This window comes from Pseudoalteromonas sp. BZK2, assembly GCF_014349195.1.
Lineage (GTDB): Bacteria > Pseudomonadota > Gammaproteobacteria > Enterobacterales > Alteromonadaceae > Pseudoalteromonas > Pseudoalteromonas simplex.
This window is the reverse complement of record NZ_JACSOG010000012.1, coordinates 22,756-39,447: the sequence shown is the minus strand read 5'-3', so window position 1 is coordinate 39,447 and position 16,692 is coordinate 22,756. Positions and strand designations below refer to the sequence as shown.

20 protein-coding genes are annotated in these 16,692 nt (G+C 42.0%); 13 read left to right on the top strand and 7 right to left on the bottom strand.

The features are described 5' to 3' along the window. Window positions 1–31: 31 nt before the first annotated feature. Window positions 32–1,165 carry an acyl-CoA desaturase gene (locus tag BIZ38_RS08995; RefSeq protein ID WP_058586121.1) on the top strand — a complete coding sequence of 378 codons (1,134 nt, stop codon included), beginning with the start codon at window positions 32–34 and terminating at the stop codon, window positions 1,163–1,165. A 13-nt stretch (window positions 1,166–1,178) separates the two neighbouring features. Next, window positions 1,179–2,609 carry a Si-specific NAD(P)(+) transhydrogenase gene (gene sthA, locus BIZ38_RS08990; protein ID WP_054562900.1) on the top strand — a complete coding sequence of 477 codons (1,431 nt, stop codon included), beginning with the start codon at window positions 1,179–1,181 and terminating at the stop codon, window positions 2,607–2,609. Window positions 2,610–2,658: 49 nt separating this feature from the next. Here the strand turns inward: sthA and hemE are convergent, their stop codons facing one another. Beyond that, window positions 2,659–3,723, bottom strand: coding sequence for a uroporphyrinogen decarboxylase (gene hemE, locus BIZ38_RS08985; protein ID WP_054554485.1), 1,065 nt, complete (start codon window positions 3,721–3,723; stop codon window positions 2,659–2,661). Between the two features lie 612 nt (window positions 3,724–4,335). Between hemE and rsd the strand changes: the two genes are divergently transcribed. Next, window positions 4,336–4,806: a sigma D regulator gene (rsd, locus tag BIZ38_RS08980; protein ID WP_187490142.1), complete on the top strand. Its 471-nt coding sequence runs from the start codon at window positions 4,336–4,338 to the stop codon at window positions 4,804–4,806. A 146-nt stretch (window positions 4,807–4,952) separates the two neighbouring features. Next, entirely contained in the window at window positions 4,953–5,999 is a 1,047-nt protein-coding gene (locus tag BIZ38_RS08975) for an LD-carboxypeptidase (RefSeq protein WP_187490141.1), read from the top strand. A gap of 55 nt (window positions 6,000–6,054) precedes the next feature. On the opposite strand, the gene fkpA is transcribed toward BIZ38_RS08975, so the two are convergent. Continuing rightward, window positions 6,055–6,810, bottom strand: a complete 756-nt coding sequence (fkpA, locus tag BIZ38_RS08970; protein WP_054554488.1) for an FKBP-type peptidyl-prolyl cis-trans isomerase — start codon at window positions 6,808–6,810, stop codon at window positions 6,055–6,057. A 200-nt stretch (window positions 6,811–7,010) separates the two neighbouring features. Here fkpA and BIZ38_RS08965 point away from each other — a divergent pair, with 200 nt between their 5' ends. Then, on the top strand, window positions 7,011–8,009 hold the full coding sequence (locus BIZ38_RS08965; protein ID WP_054554489.1) for a WD40 repeat domain-containing protein: 999 nt from the start codon (window positions 7,011–7,013) through the stop codon (window positions 8,007–8,009). Then, the gene (locus BIZ38_RS08960; protein ID WP_054554490.1) at window positions 7,996–8,208 is read left to right on the top strand and encodes a SlyX family protein; all 213 of its coding nucleotides are present in this window, start codon (window positions 7,996–7,998) and stop codon (window positions 8,206–8,208) included. Before BIZ38_RS08965 ends, BIZ38_RS08960 begins: the two co-directional genes overlap by 14 nt. 23 nt (window positions 8,209–8,231) lie before the next feature. On the opposite strand, the gene BIZ38_RS08955 is transcribed toward BIZ38_RS08960, so the two are convergent. Further along, window positions 8,232–8,435, bottom strand: coding sequence for a YheV family putative zinc ribbon protein (locus tag BIZ38_RS08955; protein WP_054554491.1), 204 nt, complete (start codon window positions 8,433–8,435; stop codon window positions 8,232–8,234). A gap of 129 nt (window positions 8,436–8,564) precedes the next feature. Here BIZ38_RS08955 and BIZ38_RS08950 point away from each other — a divergent pair, with 129 nt between their 5' ends. From BIZ38_RS08950 to BIZ38_RS08920, 7 genes are all read left to right on the top strand, one after another. After that, the gene (locus BIZ38_RS08950) at window positions 8,565–10,484 is read left to right on the top strand and encodes an ATP-binding cassette domain-containing protein (protein WP_054554492.1); all 1,920 of its coding nucleotides are present in this window, start codon (window positions 8,565–8,567) and stop codon (window positions 10,482–10,484) included. Next, window positions 10,471–10,896, top strand: coding sequence for a TIGR02444 family protein (locus BIZ38_RS08945; protein WP_138618474.1), 426 nt, complete (start codon window positions 10,471–10,473; stop codon window positions 10,894–10,896). The genes BIZ38_RS08950 and BIZ38_RS08945 overlap by 14 nt, the downstream gene beginning before the upstream one ends. 220 nt (window positions 10,897–11,116) lie before the next feature. Continuing rightward, window positions 11,117–11,257: a DUF3149 domain-containing protein gene (locus tag BIZ38_RS08940; protein ID WP_074989877.1), complete on the top strand. Its 141-nt coding sequence runs from the start codon at window positions 11,117–11,119 to the stop codon at window positions 11,255–11,257. Between the two features lie 142 nt (window positions 11,258–11,399). Then, window positions 11,400–12,380 carry a hydrolase gene (locus BIZ38_RS08935; protein ID WP_054554494.1) on the top strand — a complete coding sequence of 327 codons (981 nt, stop codon included), beginning with the start codon at window positions 11,400–11,402 and terminating at the stop codon, window positions 12,378–12,380. Continuing rightward, complete coding sequence (locus BIZ38_RS08930) at window positions 12,377–12,634, top strand: YheU family protein (protein WP_138600969.1); 258 nt, start codon at window positions 12,377–12,379, stop codon at window positions 12,632–12,634. The genes BIZ38_RS08935 and BIZ38_RS08930 overlap by 4 nt, the downstream gene beginning before the upstream one ends. Window positions 12,635–12,694: 60 nt before the next feature. Continuing rightward, complete coding sequence (locus BIZ38_RS08925) at window positions 12,695–13,888, top strand: dipeptidase (protein ID WP_187490140.1); 1,194 nt, start codon at window positions 12,695–12,697, stop codon at window positions 13,886–13,888. Between the two features lie 129 nt (window positions 13,889–14,017). Then, the gene (locus BIZ38_RS08920; RefSeq protein WP_187490139.1) at window positions 14,018–14,902 is read left to right on the top strand and encodes a hypothetical protein; all 885 of its coding nucleotides are present in this window, start codon (window positions 14,018–14,020) and stop codon (window positions 14,900–14,902) included. A 211-nt stretch (window positions 14,903–15,113) separates the two neighbouring features. Here BIZ38_RS08920 and rpsQ read toward each other — a convergent pair whose 3' ends face one another. The 4 genes from rpsQ to rpsC are packed head-to-tail and all read right to left on the bottom strand — an operon-like array spanning window position 15,114 to window position 16,689. Then, the gene (gene rpsQ / locus BIZ38_RS08915; RefSeq protein WP_054552372.1) at window positions 15,114–15,371 is read right to left on the bottom strand and encodes a 30S ribosomal protein S17; all 258 of its coding nucleotides are present in this window, start codon (window positions 15,369–15,371) and stop codon (window positions 15,114–15,116) included. Then, a complete protein-coding gene (gene rpmC / locus BIZ38_RS08910; protein ID WP_054552371.1) occupies window positions 15,371–15,562 on the bottom strand; it encodes a 50S ribosomal protein L29 in 192 nt (63 codons plus the stop codon). The genes rpsQ and rpmC overlap by 1 nt, the downstream gene beginning before the upstream one ends. Continuing rightward, a complete protein-coding gene (rplP, locus tag BIZ38_RS08905) occupies window positions 15,562–15,975 on the bottom strand; it encodes a 50S ribosomal protein L16 (protein ID WP_036974208.1) in 414 nt (137 codons plus the stop codon). Before rplP ends, rpmC begins: the two co-directional genes overlap by 1 nt. Before the next feature lie 12 nt (window positions 15,976–15,987). After that, window positions 15,988–16,689 (bottom strand): 30S ribosomal protein S3, encoded by a 702-nt coding sequence (gene rpsC, locus BIZ38_RS08900; RefSeq protein WP_054552370.1) that lies wholly within the window; start codon window positions 16,687–16,689, stop codon window positions 15,988–15,990. Window positions 16,690–16,692 lie beyond the last annotated feature (3 nt).

Sequence of the window (16,692 nt, the reverse complement as noted above, 5' to 3'; positions counted from 1 at the left end):
AGCGTACAACTGTACGCCGAGATTTATTCAGATGAAAAAACCACCGATTATTTGGACCAATGTGCTATTTTTTAGCCTTACATTTTTGGCCGCGATCACCCTTGTTCCTTGGTATGGCTTTAGCTACGGATACACCAGTACACAGTGGATAGCCTTTGTTGGCTGTATGTTCTACGCCGGACTTTCTATTACTGCAGGTTATCACCGCTTGTGGGCACACAAAGCCTATGATGTGCATCCTGTTATTGAAGTAATTTTTGCCTTAGGTGGTGCTTTTGCATTACAAAATAGTGCCTTGCACTGGAGTAGCGATCACCGTATTCACCATGGTCAAGTCGATGATCCTATCAAAGACCCTTACGCCGCTACTAATGGCTTTTGGTATAGCCACATCGGTTGGATGCTGCGTGATTATCAAGGCGAGCAATACGGTAACTACAGTAACTGCCGTGACTTACAAAAAAACAAAGTCGTTATGTGGCAACACCGTCACTATATGAAGTTAGTCGTCGCGACTAATTTTGGTATTCCTTTACTACTTGGTTTAATGCTTGGCGATGTATGGGGCATGTTATTACTAGTTGGTTTACTGCGCTTGGTATTGAGCCAACATTTTACCTTTTTTATCAACTCGCTGGCGCATATCTGGGGTTCACGTCCGTACACAGAAAAAAACACCGCCCGTGATAATGGCTTTTTAGCGCTATTCACATACGGTGAAGGCTATCATAACTTCCACCATATTTTTGCTAGCGACTATCGCAATGGCATTAAGTGGTATCACTATGATCCAACTAAGTGGATGATCCGCTCTTTAGCGGCAATCGGTCTTGCTTCAAAATTAAAGCGCACACCGATTGAGCGAATCGAAAAAGCCAAGGCAGAAACCTTGATGAATAAGACTCAAGGTCGCCTTGCAAAATTGCCTTTAGCGCAAGATAAGCTTACATTATTACAATCTGAGTACGATTTACTGCTGAAAAAACTGCAACACTTCTGTGCCTTGCAAAAACGCGTGTTAGAAATCAAACGCAATAAAATGATGAAACAGTGTGAAAAATCAGCATTAATGACACAATATCACGAGCTTGAAGCCGCTTGGGAAAACCAAAAGCAGGCTTGGCTTGCACTAAATGCGAGGTTGTTAAAAGCCTCTTTTAGTTAACATAGGAGCGGCTGTGGCCAAACAACAAGTAAAGCAAAAAGATACTCCATCTTATCAATATGATGCAATCATCATAGGTACAGGTCCTGGCGGTGAAGGTACCGCCATGAACCTATCTAAAAGTAATAAGAAAGTCGCTGTTATTGAGCGTCAAGAAGCAGTAGGCGGCGGTTGTGTGCACTGGGGTACTATCCCGTCAAAAGCATTACGTCATTCTGTAAGCCGTTATATTGAATATAAAGCAAATCCGCTATTTAATATTAGTGAGCGCCCTAACCGCTTAACTTTCCCAGATATTTTGCGCCACGCAAGTAACGTCATTTCAAAGCAATCTAATTTACGTAGCAGCTTTTATGAACGTAACCGCATTCATATGTATCAAGGTGATGCTGAGTTTATTGATAAACACACTATTAAAGTGACGCACCTAGACGGTTCGTTTGAAACGCTTACTGCACAAACAATCGTTATTGCTACTGGCTCGCGCCCTTACCGTCCACCAGGTGTAGACTTTAAACATCCGCGCATTTACGACAGCGATACCATTTTAGGCCTTGAAGATGACCCTCATCGTGTGCTCATTTATGGTGCTGGTGTAATTGGTTGTGAATACGCCTCTATTTTTAAAGGTTTAGGCGCCAAGGTTGACCTAGTGAATACCCGTGACCGCCTACTTGCCTTTATGGATGCAGAAATTTCAGACGCTCTAAGCTATCACTTTTGGAATAGCGGTATTGTTATTCGTCATAATGAAGAGTTTGATCGTGTAGAAACCCGTGATGACTGTGTGGTAATGCACTTGAAATCAGGCAAGCGCGTAAAAGCTGACTGTATTTTATTTGCCAATGGCCGTACGGGTAACACAGACACATTAAACCTTGAAGCTGTTGGCCTAAAAGCGGATGGTCGTGGCCAGCTTAAGGTGAACGAAACATACCAAACAGAAGTCGACAACATTTATGCTGTGGGCGATGTAATAGGTTACCCAAGCCTTGCTAGTGCAGCATTTGACCAAGGCCGTATTGCAGCCGATGCGATTGCATGTGGTAATTGCGATGAGAAGCTGATCATTGATATTCCAGCAGGTATTTATACAATCCCTGAAATGAGCTCAGTGGGTAAAACAGAGCAAGAGTTAACAGCTGCAAAAGTCCCTTACGAGGTGGGCCGTGCTCAATTTAAACATTTAGCGCGTGCACAAATTGCTGGCACCGAGGTGGGTAGCTTAAAGATTTTATTCCACGTTGATACCAAAGAAGTACTGGGTGTGCACTGCTTCGGTGAGCGTGCCTCTGAAATCGTTCACATCGGTCAAGCTATTATGGAACAAAAGAACGGCGGTAATAACATTGATTACTTTGTAAATACCACGTTCAACTACCCGACTATGGCTGAAGCCTATCGCGTAGCTGCACTAAATGGTTTAAATCGTTTGTTTAAGTAACTTACAAAAAAGCCCGCTTAATGCGGGCTTTTTTATGACTAGCTTTTGCTTACTTGTGGTATTTACCACTGAATTCATGAACAGCGTTGATAAATACACCTGCGTTTTCTGGGTCTACATCTGGTGTAATACCGTGACCTAGGTTAAATACATGGCCAGAGCCTGTACCAAAGTCTTCTAGGATAGTAGCAACTTCTTGGCGAATACGCTCAGGCGTGCCATGCAGCATTGCTGGGTCCATGTTACCTTGCAGCGCGACTTTATCGCCGACACGACGTTTTGCATCACCAATGTTAATAGTCCAGTCTAGACCTACTGCATCACAGCCTGTTGCTGCAATTGCTTCAATCCACTGACCACCATTTTTAGTAAATAATGTCACTGGCACTTTACGGCCATCGTATTCGCGAATTAAGCCATCAACAATCTTGTGCATGTATTGTAATGAAAACTCATTATAGTCACGTGGGCTTAATACACCGCCCCATGAGTCAAATACCATTAAGGATTGCGCGCCCGCTTTAACTTGCGCGTTTAAATAGTCGATTACTGAGTCAGCTAATTTATCAAGTAATAGGTGCAGTGTTTGTGGATCTGCAAAGGCCATTTTCTTGATTTTACCGAATGTTTTGCTGCTACCACCTTCAACCATGTAAGTGGCAAGTGTCCAAGGTGAACCAGAGAAACCAATTAGCGGTACTTCACCTTTTAATTCGCGACGAATCGTACTTACCGCATTCATCACATAACCAAGCTCATCAGTTGGATCGATATTTGGGATTTTTTTAACATCTGCTAATGAAGAAATCGGACGTTCAAATTTTGGACCTTCACCTGTTTCAAAGTAAAGACCTAAGCCCATAGCATCTGGAATAGTTAAAATATCACTGAATAGAATTGCAGCATCAAGCGGATAACGACGTAATGGCTGTAACGTTACTTCACAAGCAAGTTCAGCGTTTTTACATAAACTCATAAAGTCGCCTGCTTGGGCACGTGTAGCACGGTATTCAGGTAAATAACGGCCAGCTTGGCGCATCATCCATACCGGTGTGACATCAACAGGTTGCTTTTGTAGTGCACGTAAATAACGATCGTTTTTTAATTCGCTCATGCGTATAGAATCCTAGAACTGAATGAAATTGAGCAGATTGTATCACCATATTGCGCGTCTCACTATGGATAGATAATCAAGGCTAGATATAGATCATGTTTTTTAAGCCTACCTAAGCCTATAGTGTGTTTTTTGAGCGAAAACAAAATAAATTTAAAACTTTTCATTAATAAATTTGCAACATACAAAAAAGCTTGGTATAACTTATCCCGCGTTAACAAAAACAATAATAAAAATCTTATAACAATAAGAACAACAATCTTCCCATAATAATAAGAACGCTTGTTTTAACAAGTCTTAGAAAAAGAATTAAACCACCAATTTTGGTGGTTTTTTCTTTTCTAAATCAGCAAATTACAACTCATCCGCTTAGATAAAAATCGCAAAATTAATACTAGTAGTTTTGAATCAATTCCCATACACTGCAATGAGAGCAAAAAAAGTCCACTCTAAAAAACAAGGAATTTTTTAGCTTATTCAATGCTGAAAACTATGCCTTTAGAATGACTTTTACAATCTGTTGCAATTAGACACTAAGAATTTAGTTGATCTTTGTGTCATATTTCCTTTTTATATATACAAAGGAAAACCTACTCAGCGAGGAGATGAAATATGCTGACGCGTTTGGAAAAAGCTCAACAAAAGTGGGGTGGTAGTCACTCTGTAATCGACAAATGGCTCACAGAACGTCAAGAGCTGCTTGTGTTGTTCTGCCGTATTGCAGGCTTTTCACCGTACGAAAAGAAAGATCACGCCCTTCCTGATCAGCTGCAAATTCAAAACTTTTGCCAAATTCTGATGGATTACCTTTCTGCTGGCCATTTCGAAATTTACGACGACATTGCCAAAGCGTGTGAAGAAAAAGGTCCTGAAAGCCAAAAGCTGGCTAATGCCTTATACCCGCGCATTTCTGAAACCACAGATGTGGCACTCGACTTTAACGACAAATACGCAGAAATTGACAAAGATGACCTGCTTGATGAGTTTGATAAAGACCTATCAATCTTAGGCGAAGCACTTGAACTGCGCTTTGAGCTAGAAGATGAGTTAATCGATAACCTTTATTCTAATCACACCAGCTAACAGCTTAGTTACACAGCAGAGAAACACTCTCTGCTGAAAAACACCTTTTTGCCTGCCTAAAAAGAATCATCTATTCCATTTCGTAACAAATATTTGAAATATTTTCTTCGATGCGATACTCATACTATAAAAACATGAGGCTCGCTATGAATAAACGGTCATTTTTAAAGTCACTTTCAATTCTTGCCGCTGGCGCAAGTCTGACATCAGCTCCTTTAATGGCGGTGCAGAATGCTAGCACCCAAACATTAATTAAGCCAAAAGCTCTTCCTAAAGGCGGCACAATTGGGATATGTAGCCCTTCAGCTGCCACTGCTGCACACGCTGATATTTTATTAGCACAAGGCGTTATAGAAGCACTGGGTTACAAAGCTAAGCTTGCACCAAACATTTTAGCAAGACGTGGTCATTTAGCTGGCACTGATGCAATGCGAGCCGGCGACTTAAATAGTTTATTCAGCGACAAAGAGGTTGATGCCATTTTGTGTTTACGTGGCGGTTCAGGCGCTGCCCGTATTCTACCTTTGCTTGACTACGCAATGATCCGTAACAACCCAAAACCTCTAATGGGCTATTCAGATATTACCGCTCTTCACAATGCATTACTGTCTCAAGCTGGGTTAATCAGCTTTCATGGTCCAAATGCATCAAGTGACTGGAACCCGTTTCATGTCGCGCAATTTAAGAGCATGTTCGAAGCGCGTAAATTGATGCATTTCCAAAACTTATCAAAAGCCGATGATGAGCTTGTTAACACTCAGTATCTGACCCAAACGATTACATCAGGTAAAACCTCAGGACGATTAATCGGCGGTAATTTAACGGTACTGACAGCCCTTGCTGGCTCGAATTATTTACCTGACTTTAATGGCGCAATTTTATTTTTAGAAGATATCGACGAAGCACCGTATAGAATTGACAGGATGATGAGCACACTAAAACTTATGGGCGCACTGGATAAAATTGCAGGCTTTGTATTTGGCGATTGTAATGACTGTAAGCCAGGCCGTGGTTATGGCTCATTAACCCTTGATGATATTTTTGCAGATTATATAAAACCGCTGGGGATCCCTGCTTATCGTGGAGCTATGATTGGCCATATTAAGCGCCAATTTATCCTGCCTGTTGGTACTGTGGTTGAGCTTGATGCAGATAGTGGCACATTAAAAATGAAAGAAACGGCATTTAGTTAATAAGCTTCGCGCATAAAAAAAGGGCTTTTCAGCCCTTTTTGTATTGAGTTAAATATTACTCAGCTGGAACAGCTTTTTCATCGCTTTGGATTTCAAGTAATTCTACTTCGAAAACAAGCGTTGAATTTGCAGGGATCTTACCAAGATCACGCTCACCGTATGCAAGTTCAGATGGAATAGTGAACTTGTACTTAGAGCCAACAGGCATTAATTGTAAACCTTCAGTCCAACCTGGGATCACACGGTTAAGTGGGAAAGTAGTTGGTTCGTTACGTGAGTAAGAGCTATCGAACTCAGTACCGTCTAATAAAGTGCCTTTGTAGTGTACTTTAACAACGTCAGTTGCTACTGGCTTTTCGCCTTCACCTTCAGTGATCACTTCGTACTGTAGGCCAGACTCAGTTACTGTAACGCCTTCTTTTTTCGCGTTTTCAGCTAGGTATTTTTCGCCTTCAGCTTTGCTCTTTTCAGATTCTACTTTCGCTTTTTCTTGTTGTTTAGTGCGAATGCTTTGGTCAAGTGCAGTTAACACTTCACGAATTTTTTCGTCATCAAGTTTAGCGTTACCCGCTAGTGCGTCTTCAAAACCACGCTTAAGAAGTGCTTCGTCTAATTCAACACCTAGCGCTTTTTTATCAGCAAGGTCTTGGTTTAAGAAGTTACCAACAGATGCACCAATACCGTATGCTTGTTGTTGAGCTTCAGTCTCTAGTTTAACTTCAACTTGCTGTTCTTTTTTTGCTTCCTGATTACAAGCTGTAAGCGCTAAAACTGACGCTGCAATCAATGACAATTTAATCGTCTTTTTCATTTTATATCTCCGACACACTTTGCAGTTGTCAATTATTGTATTATTACTAGTTAAAGATTAACGACCTACATGGTAGGCTGCTTGTCTAATAACTAACGTCATGCCAATGCATGATCAGCGATTAGACTAACAACCTAGGCCTTCAACGAGACCTAGTCTAACCTCTCAATCACTAAGAGTTAAGGGGAAATACTCGTAATATGTCGATATTTCGTACTTTTTTGTATCTGCTCAGCCTTTGCTTAGTTGTAGCTTGCTCTGAGCAACATGAGCAATCAACTGCACGCTATGAGCATGCGGCTAAAGGTGCCTTCGCCTCCGCGCTGTCGCACGATGGTAAATACAGCTTAATCTCATCAATACACCATGGGGTTGCATTGTGGGATAATCAACAGCAGGTATTAAAATACCAATGGTTTCAACAACAAGCCCAAGATAGTCTCGTCCATACTGTTGCTATCTCGTACGACAACAGCCATGCAGTTACCGCTGAGAAGTCCACCTTTGCAGTGTGGAACATTGCCACGGGCAACAACACGGGTTATTACAAAATACACGCCTCAACAATTAGAGATATCGCGATAAGTAACCAAGGGCGCAGTGTATTATATGGTCGCGCCGACGGTGTAGTCGTTTACCTCGACTTAGAGAGTGGCAGGCGCATAGAGTTCCTTGGCCACCAAGAAAAAGTCAATGTTGTTGACCTTTCACCTAACGGTCACTACGCCATTAGCGGCTCAAATGACTATGTTGCTTACTTTTGGGACACTCGCACAGGGCAAGTGATCCATCGCTTTAATCACCCAAGTCGCGTTACTCAAGTCGCCCTTGATCCACAAGGTCGTTACGCATTTACCGCAGACAGTATGAAGCAAGCAAATGTATGGCAACTGACTACAGGTGATCTTGTTAGCAAACTGGCGTATATTGCGCGTCAGAAAATTTTTACCGCCGTCCGTTTTAACGATGAAGGCACTTTAATTGCCACAGGTTCACCCAATCGATTGGTTGATTTATGGCAACTAGAGTCAGGTAAAAAATTACAAACGTGGCAAGTGATTCCTCGTGAAGGAAGCCGCCCGAAATCAGCCGTGGTGTTAGATGTTGCGTTTACTGATAACAACCAAGCGTTATTAACCGAAAGCTCCAGCGGATTCGCTGAAAGTTTTAATCTAAGAGAATCAAATGAATACAATTGAAGATCGTCTAATGGAACTTGAAGCGAAAGTCGCTTTTCAAGATGAAACAATTGAAATATTAAACGATGAGCTTAAAGCGCACCAACAGCAGCTGGCTAAAATGAAGCGCCAGACAGAGTTACTTGCAGAAAAGATTAAAGAAGCGCAGCAGCCATCTTTAATGTCACAAATGCAAGAGCCGCCACCGCCGCACTATTAATTAAGTAGTGATAGAGCCGGGAATTAATCGCCCGGCTTAAATACACCAATCACTTGCTCAAATTGGCGTGTTGAGGCTTGTACAGCCTGCTCTGGTTGCGTCATTTTGTGGCCACACTGTACGCACTCCACTTTTTCCACATCATGTTCTTTATAAAGCATCATGGTATCCATGGCCTTACATTCAGGGCACGATGCGCCAGCAATAAAGCGTTTTCTTTGTCTCATAGATGATCTCCCGTGGCATGTAGGCGGCTATTTTAGCCTAATAATTCTCTGTTTGATACGATTGCGAAGGCTAATGTGATCCGTGTTATGATAGCGGCAATTTAATCAGTGCTGTGCAAGTAAACATTCATGATCCAAATTTCAGACATCGAACTTCTACGTGGTGGTAACGCCTTACTAAAAGGGGCTTCTGCAACCTTATTCCCAGAGCATAAAGTCGGCCTTGTTGGTGCTAATGGCTGTGGTAAATCAACGCTGTTCGCGCTATTAAAGTCTGAATTGCAACTCGATGCCGGTGAATGCCAAATTCCTAAAGACTGGTCAATTGCCTCTGTAAAACAAGAAACTCCCGCGCTCGAAATCAGCGCTCTGGATTATGTATTACAAGGTCACCCTGAATATTACGCGCTAAGAATTGCACTACGCGAAGCCGAGCAAAATAACGACGGCGATGCGCAGGCAAAAGCACATATTGGCCTAGAACATATTCAAGGCTATAGCATTGAAGCAAAAGCAGGTGAGCTATTACACGGTTTAGGTTTTAGTAATGAGCAAATTGACAACCCAGTGAGCGCCTTTTCAGGTGGCTGGCGTATGCGCTTAAACTTAGCACAAGCACTTATTCGTGATGCTGATTTATTACTGCTAGATGAGCCAACCAACCACTTAGATCTCGATGCCGTTTACTGGTTAGAGCGCTTTTTACGCGCCTACACAGGCACTCTAGTGCTTATTTCCCATGACCGAGAATTCTTAGATGCCGTTGTTGACCAAATTTGGCACATAGACGCACAAAAAATAAATGTTTATAAAGGCAATTACTCGCAATTCGAACGCCAAAAAGCAGAGCGCTTATTACAGCAACAAGCGATGTTCGAAAAGCAACAAGAACAAATTGCTCACCTAGAAAAATTCATTACGCGCTTCAAAGCAAAAGCCAGTAAAGCTAAGCAAGCACAAAGCCGCGTAAAAGCCCTAGAGCGTATGGAAAAGTTAGCCCCAGCCCATGTTGACTCACCCTTTGATTTTGAATTTGCGGAGCCAACAGCGCTGCCAAACCCGTTAATGACTCTTGACCAAGCCAAAGCAGGCTATGGCGACACCACCATTTTGCATAGCATCAAGCTAAACCTTGTGCCGGGTAGCCGTATTGCGCTGCTTGGCCGAAATGGTGCGGGTAAGTCAACACTGATTAAATTATTAGCTGGCGATTTACAACCTCAAGCAGGTGAAGTATTTCAGCATCAGGGCTTAAATATTGGTTACTTTGCGCAGCATCAACTTGAGTCACTTGATTTAAAAGCCAGTGCAGTGACCCATTTACAACGTTTAAATCCGCAAGCTCCTGAGCAATCATTGCGTGACTTTTTAGGCGGTTTTGCATTCTTTGGCGATAAAGCACTTGAGCCAGTTGCGCCATTTTCTGGCGGTGAAAAAGCCCGTTTAGTGCTAGCAATGCTGGTGTACCAAAAGCCAAACCTACTGTTACTGGATGAGCCAACCAACCACCTAGACTTAGAAATGCGTCATGCCTTAGTAATGGCGCTACAAGGCTTCGAAGGTGCTATGGTGACCGTATCGCACGACCGTCACATGCTTAAAAATACCGCTGATGAGTATTACCTTGTTGATAACGGCGAAGTAACACAATTTGGTTATGACCTTGATGCCTATTACCAATGGCTACTCAATGCCAATAAAGAAGCTGCTAAAAGCCCTGAAGACAATGCACCTAAAGCACATTCAAGCGTTAACCGCAAAGAGCAAAAGCGCTTAGAAGCTGAGTTCAGAAAGTCAGTGCAGCCGTTGAAAAAGCAAATCGAAAAGCTTGAAAAGCAACTTGATAAGTACTCTACAGAGCTTGGAGAAATCGAAAACGCACTTGCCGATAATGATTTATATAGTGATGAAAATAAAGCCAAACTGACAGAGCTGCTCACTAAGCAAGCAAGCTTAACACCCAAGCTTAATGACGTTGAAGAAGAGCTGCTCATGGCACTTGAAGAGCTTGAAGAAAAAGAGCAGGCCTTTGCCGATGAAACCGCTTAACAGCGAACAGTTTTGGCAGTTTGCATGCAAGCTTTACAGCAAAGACGGCATGCAAACCAAGCTACTAGGCTATCAAGACCAGCAAAGCAAAAATGTTAACCTTTGCCTGCTGCTTTATTATCTTGATTCGTTAGAGCTGGCTGTAACACCCTCTCAACTGAGTGAGCTTGAGTCGTGCATTGCCGAATTTGACCAACAGGCTTTACAGCCCCTACGAGCCACACGCGCCTACCTTAAAACCATTCAAAACGAGGTTTCAGACTACCCTACCATTCGCAAAGAGCTACTTAGCGCAGAATTAAAGCTAGAAAAAAAGCAGCAACAATTACTGATAAACGCAGCAAATACCATGATATTCACCCTCCATAAACAGGCTGAAAATGTAAGGCTTTATTTAAGCGACAAGCAGTAAAATCTAGTCGGTAGCAATCTTAATTGAACTGCCCTCAGTAAAGGCCCCTTTCTATCTGATTAAAACTTATAGCTAAAAGCTCCGAACTCCCCTAATAAACTTGATCCAAATCAACAATTAAATCACCTCCTATAGCATCAGGAAAATTGCTTGATCTGGATCATATCTGCCGTCCTCAAGCCAGCCTATGATTAACCCATAGACATTAGGAGGCACAACCATGAACGTATTCTTTAGAGATTTTTTTAGCGACCCAGTTTTATTTATGTCATTCGGCATTTTGGCAGTTGTTATCGTTTTATGCCTTTTCTATGTTGGTTACTTCATTAAAAAAGTACATGACGCAGAAGTTCCTAAGTAAGAATTAAGCACGACGCACAAAGCCCCTATCCAATTTATTGTTTAGGGGCTTTTTATTTGTGTATAGCTAAAATCTTGTTGCTGTTCTCAAAAAGCAAAAACTTGCTACAATAGGTGCTTATTTTGTTTCGAAAGTGTCAGCTATGTTACCTGAATTTAAGCCTGCGTGGTGGATGCGCAATCGCCATTTACAAACCATAATGCCGCGCTTTTTTCGCCCTTTTCATAATACCCGGTATGACTTATCGACTATCGATACCCCTGATGGTGACTTTTTAGAACTGGCTTGGGCAACACCTCATAATGAGCAAGCCCCCCTCGCTATTGTATTGCATGGTTTAGAAGGCAATATAAATAGCTTTTATGCTAAAGGCATGATGAAAAAACTTAAGCAACAAGGCTTTGCTGTAGTTTTAATGCATTTTCGAAACTGCTCGCGCGAAGTTAACCGTTTAGCACGTGCTTATCACAGCGGCGAAACAGAAGACCTACGCTTTTTCATCAATCACCTTAAGAGCAAATTCCCAAAACGCCCGTTATTTGCCGTGGGCTTTTCACTAGGTGGTAATGTACTAGCAAAATATTTAGGTGAGCATGGTACTAAATCGAACTTAACTGGCGCAGCCGTTGTTTCGGCACCATTTGACTTGTCATCATCGTGCGAAGTTATTCGTAAAAGCTTAGGTAAGATTTATCAAAAATATTTGCTCGATCGAATGAAAAAATCGATGCAAAGAAAGCTGCCACAAATCGAACAGCAAATTAGCCTAACGCCAGAAAAACTTATGGCGATTGATGACTTATGGCAATTCGATAATATGCTCACGGCACCATTGCACGGCTTTGCCGGTGCTGAAGATTACTATCAGCAAGCGAGTGCAAAACCATTTTTAAAAAGCATTGCAACACCTACGCTGATTGTGCACGCCAAAGATGACCCAATGTTATCAATAAAAGCCGTGCCAGATAGCTTAGATGTGAGTGAACATGTTACGCTACGCATCTCAGAACAAGGTGGCCATGTCGGTTTTATTAGCGGTAAAAACCCTTTTAAGCCCGAATATTGGCTTGAACGAATTGTTCCTGAGTATTTTCAACAATTAGTTAAAAAAGAGCAGTTATGATCATTCCCCACGAACGCCTCGATAAAGAGACTCTGTATAATTTAATCGAAAGTTATGTTTTACGTGAAGGCACTGATTACGGCGAGCAAGAATTTAGCATTGAAAGCAAAGTAGCACAGGTTCATCAACAACTTAAAAGTGGTGAAGCCATGGTGTTTTTTTCTGAGTTACATGAGTCGGTTACGATTATATCTAAAGCTGAATTCATTGCTCTACAAGCAGATCCAGAGTACCAAGCGTCGTTTAACGACTAAACTTGTAAGTTATACTGTAACCCTTCACAATGGCTTTTTAACTTAAAGAGCCATTAAAAAATGAAAAAACTAAGCTCATTGGTTGCCGCTGTTTCTTTGGCCTTGATTGGCCAAGCAAGCGCAGATCCGGTTACTGCATCAGATAAAGCCATTAAACTGGCAAAAGACACTATTTTAATCGATACCCATATCGATGTGCCTTACCGTATTCATAACAAGTGGGCTGACGTAACAAAAGCCACAAGCGACGGTGATTTTGATTATCCGCGTGCTGTTCAAGGTGGTTTGAACGCTCCTTTCATGTCAATTTACATTCCTGCAAACCTAGAATTTGAAGGCAAAGGTAAAAGCTACCAATTAGCAAATCAGTTAATCGACTCTATGGAAGCGATTGTACAACGCGCGCCAGATAAGTTCGCCATTGCAGACTCGACTGCCGATATTATAGAGCAGTTTAAACAAGGCAAAATGTCGATTGCTATGGGTATGGAAAACGGCTCACCTATCGAAGGCGACATTAAAAACCTTAAGCATTTTTATGAGCGTGGCGTACGTTACATCACTTTAGCCCACTCGCAGAGTAACCACATTTCTGATTCATCTTATGATATTCGTCGTAAGTGGAAAGGCCTGAGCCCATTCGGTAAAGAGCTGGTAAAAGAAATGAACAACATTGGTATGCTGGTTGATGTATCACATATTTCTGATGATGCGTTTTACCAAGTGATGGAAATTTCGAAAGTACCCGTGATTGCTTCACACTCATCACTGCGTAAATACACGCCTGGCTTTGAGCGTAATATGAATGACGACATGCTATTAGCTCTTAAAAAGAATGGTGGTGTTATTCAAATTAACTTCGGTTCAAGCTTTGTTACGGCAAAAGCTGGCTCTTGGTACGATCAACTTAAATCAGCAAAGGCTGAAAAGAAAAAAGACGGTACTAAGCTAAGTAAAGATTTTGATGCTGCCTATCGCGCTAAAAACCCGTTTCCATTTGCAAGCTTAGAACAAGTACTTGATCACATTGACCATGTAGTTGAGCTAATTGGTATCGATTATGTGGGTATTGGCTCAGATTACGATGGTGTAGGCGACTCTCTACCTACTGGCTTAAAAGATGTATCTAGCTACCCTAACCTAGTGCAAGGCCTAATGGACCGTGGTTATAGCAATAAAGACATCAAAAAGATTTTAAGTGGCAATATGCTCCGTGTATGGCAACAAGCTGAAGCATACGCAAAAGCCCATTAATCGACATAAACTCTATTTAAAAACGCAGCTAACTAGCTGCGCTTTTTGTTTTTATCATCATAAGTAATTGATAATACAAATGGCTTGTTTTAATCTGCTGATATTACAAAGCAACTTGGATGATGTGATATGTCGACTTGGCAAGGGAGTACTGCGCTGGCATTTGCAAGCATTGCACTGGGCTTATCAATTTATAGCTATACAAAAGTAAACTCGACTGACAAGCCTGTAGTTATACAGCAGGCAAAACCTAACTTAAAAGAGTTAACCATTCCAGAGCAAGACAGAGAAAACCTAGTTGCCTTACATGGCTATATTTTAGATCTCGAAACACGCATTCACGAGCTTGAAAATCAAACCCACACTCTTGACCAAGAGCGACTGACCTCATTGGTAAAACAAGCAATGGCACAGCAAGAAAGTGAGCGACGAGCTGAGATAGAAAAAAGGAACCCAGCAATGGGTTGGCTAGGAAATTTACCTGATGACTACCGCGAACGCATCAAAGCAGACCCACAATATGCCGACAACTCAATAAATGAAGCTCTTGCTACCTTACTCAATTTGAGTAAGTCCGAAAATGAGCGCTTAGCAGCCTACGGGCAACTAAAAATGACCTTAAGCATGCTCAGACGCGACTTAGATGAAAACCAAGAAAATGCTGTTATCGATGCCATGATAAGCATTAGCGAATACACTAATGATCCTAAGATTCGTGTCAGTACTTTAGAGAATTTATCTCGCCAAAATAACGTCTCGCCTAAGCTCGCTGAGCATTTTCAAAAGCTGTTACAAACAGACGATAATGATTATGTTCGCAATATTTCTGCCACAGCCCTCATCGGCCAATTTTTTCGCGCCACAAGAGACGGCAACAATAGTTATGCCAGTGATTTAGCAGAACGAATTACCACTATTGAGAATAGCAGTAATGCAAAAGCCGCCGAAATCATGGCTGAAAACCTAAAAGGTCCACGCTTAAGAGAAGAGCTAGATAAAGCGCTGGGGAAATGATTGAAGGTGCTAGGTGCTAGGTGCTAGGTGCTAGGTGCTAGGTGCTAGGACAAACTAAATCCTGTTTACTCTCAAGCAACTATTAGTTTTAGTAAACCGAAAGAAAACAACCCGCTCAATCTACTTAAAGCTTAAAGCTTCCAACTGTATTTTAAAAACAAAAAGCCCCAGCAGATGCCGGGGCTTTTTAGTAAGGAAACTTAATTAAAAATTAAGCTTTCTTTGGACGCTCAACAACGTCTACTAAAGTCCAAGACTTAGTCTTAGAAATAGGAGCGCACTCAGAAATAGTAACTACGTCACCAGTTTGAGCTGTGTTGTTTTCGTCATGTACGTGTAGTTTAGTCGTACGTTTGATGAATTTTCCATATACTGGATGCTTCACGTAACGTGCGATAGCAACAGTGAAAGATTTATCCATCTTGTCGCTGATTACACGGCCTTGAAGAGTACGGATTTTATCGCTCATTATTGACCTGCCTTCTGGTTAATAACTGTTTTTACACGCGCGATATCGCGACGTACTGTTCTTAGCGTGTGTGTCTGAGCTAACTGACCAGTGCTTGCTTGCATGCGCAGGTTGAACTGCTCACGAAGAAGTCCTAGAAGTTCAGCATTTAGCTCTTCTACGCTTTTGTCTTTTAGTTCGCTAGCTTTCATTACATCACCGTCCGAGTTACGAAAGTTGTTGTGAATGGTAATTTACGCGCTGCAAGGTTAAATGCTTCACGAGCAAGCTCTTCAGAAACACCTTCCATTTCGTAAAGTACTTTACCAGGTTGAATTTCAGCAACCCAATATTCAACAGAACCTTTACCTTTACCCATACGAACTTCTAATGGTTTGTTCGTAATTGGCTTATCTGGGAATACACGAATCCAGATTTTACCTTGACGCTTTACGTGACGTGTCATAGCACGACGAGCTGCTTCGATTTGACGAGCAGTCATACGGCCACGGCCAGTAGCTTTCAAACCGAAAGTACCGAAGCTTACTTTGTTACCGTTTTGCGCTAAACCGCGGTTGCGGCCTTTGTGCATTTTACGGAATTTTGTACGTTTTGGCTGTAACATTACTCGCTACCTCTACTTAGCACTTTTTTTGGCTTTCTTTGGCGCGCGTTTAGCTGGCTTCTCTTGCTCTTGTACTAGTGGTAAACCACCAATAACTTCGCCTTTGAAGATCCAAACTTTAACACCAATGATACCATAAGTGGTTAAGGCTTCAGAAGTTGCGTAGTCGATATCAGCACGAAGAGTATGTAGAGGTACACGACCTTCACGATACCATTCTGAACGTGCGATCTCAGCACCGCCAAGACGACCGCTAACTTCAACTTTGATACCCTTTGCACCAATGCGCATTGCATTTTGTACCGAACGCTTCATAGCGCGACGGAACATAACACGACGCTCTAGCTGTGACGCAATACCGTCAGCTACTAGTTGTGCATCAAGTTCAGGCTTACGAACTTCAGCGATATTAATCTGAGCCGGAACACCTGCAATCTTAGTTACTGCTTGACGTAGTTTTTCAACGTCTTCGCCTTTTTTACCGATAACAACACCAGGACGAGCTGTGTGAATTGTTACACGGATAGATTTAGCTGGACGCTCGATAACGATTTTAGACACAGAAGCCGCTTTTAATTCCTTAGTAAGGAAAGTACGTACTTTGTGATCGCCAAAAAGCTGATCAGAGAAATCTTTTGAATTCGCGTACCAGGTAGAAACCCAAGGTTTAGAGATACCTAGGCGAATACCAGTAGGATGAACTTTTTGTCCCATTAC

What these genes read in the sequence shown, in the direction of transcription:
- BIZ38_RS08995 (WP_058586121.1), top strand. Translation starts at nt 32, where the DNA reads ATGAAAAAACCACCGATTATTTGGACCAATGTGCTATTTTTTAGCCTT.
- hemE (WP_054554485.1), bottom strand. Translation starts at nt 3,723, where the DNA reads ATGAGCGAATTAAAAAACGATCGTTATTTACGTGCACTACAAAAGCAA.
- rsd (WP_187490142.1), top strand. Translation starts at nt 4,336, where the DNA reads ATGCTGACGCGTTTGGAAAAAGCTCAACAAAAGTGGGGTGGTAGTCAC.
- BIZ38_RS08975 (WP_187490141.1), top strand. Translation starts at nt 4,953, where the DNA reads ATGAATAAACGGTCATTTTTAAAGTCACTTTCAATTCTTGCCGCTGGC.
- fkpA (WP_054554488.1), bottom strand. Translation starts at nt 6,810, where the DNA reads ATGAAAAAGACGATTAAATTGTCATTGATTGCAGCGTCAGTTTTAGCG.
- BIZ38_RS08965 (WP_054554489.1), top strand. Translation starts at nt 7,011, where the DNA reads ATGTCGATATTTCGTACTTTTTTGTATCTGCTCAGCCTTTGCTTAGTT.
- BIZ38_RS08960 (WP_054554490.1), top strand. Translation starts at nt 7,996, where the DNA reads ATGAATACAATTGAAGATCGTCTAATGGAACTTGAAGCGAAAGTCGCT.
- BIZ38_RS08955 (WP_054554491.1), bottom strand. Translation starts at nt 8,435, where the DNA reads ATGAGACAAAGAAAACGCTTTATTGCTGGCGCATCGTGCCCTGAATGT.
- BIZ38_RS08950 (WP_054554492.1), top strand. Translation starts at nt 8,565, where the DNA reads ATGATCCAAATTTCAGACATCGAACTTCTACGTGGTGGTAACGCCTTA.
- BIZ38_RS08945 (WP_138618474.1), top strand. Translation starts at nt 10,471, where the DNA reads ATGAAACCGCTTAACAGCGAACAGTTTTGGCAGTTTGCATGCAAGCTT.
- BIZ38_RS08940 (WP_074989877.1), top strand. Translation starts at nt 11,117, where the DNA reads ATGAACGTATTCTTTAGAGATTTTTTTAGCGACCCAGTTTTATTTATG.
- BIZ38_RS08935 (WP_054554494.1), top strand. Translation starts at nt 11,400, where the DNA reads ATGTTACCTGAATTTAAGCCTGCGTGGTGGATGCGCAATCGCCATTTA.
- BIZ38_RS08930 (WP_138600969.1), top strand. Translation starts at nt 12,377, where the DNA reads ATGATCATTCCCCACGAACGCCTCGATAAAGAGACTCTGTATAATTTA.
- BIZ38_RS08925 (WP_187490140.1), top strand. Translation starts at nt 12,695, where the DNA reads ATGAAAAAACTAAGCTCATTGGTTGCCGCTGTTTCTTTGGCCTTGATT.
- BIZ38_RS08920 (WP_187490139.1), top strand. Translation starts at nt 14,018, where the DNA reads ATGTCGACTTGGCAAGGGAGTACTGCGCTGGCATTTGCAAGCATTGCA.
- rpsQ (WP_054552372.1), bottom strand. Translation starts at nt 15,371, where the DNA reads ATGAGCGATAAAATCCGTACTCTTCAAGGCCGTGTAATCAGCGACAAG.
- rpmC (WP_054552371.1), bottom strand. Translation starts at nt 15,562, where the DNA reads ATGAAAGCTAGCGAACTAAAAGACAAAAGCGTAGAAGAGCTAAATGCT.
- rplP (WP_036974208.1), bottom strand. Translation starts at nt 15,975, where the DNA reads ATGTTACAGCCAAAACGTACAAAATTCCGTAAAATGCACAAAGGCCGC.
- rpsC (WP_054552370.1), bottom strand. Translation starts at nt 16,689, where the DNA reads ATGGGACAAAAAGTTCATCCTACTGGTATTCGCCTAGGTATCTCTAAA.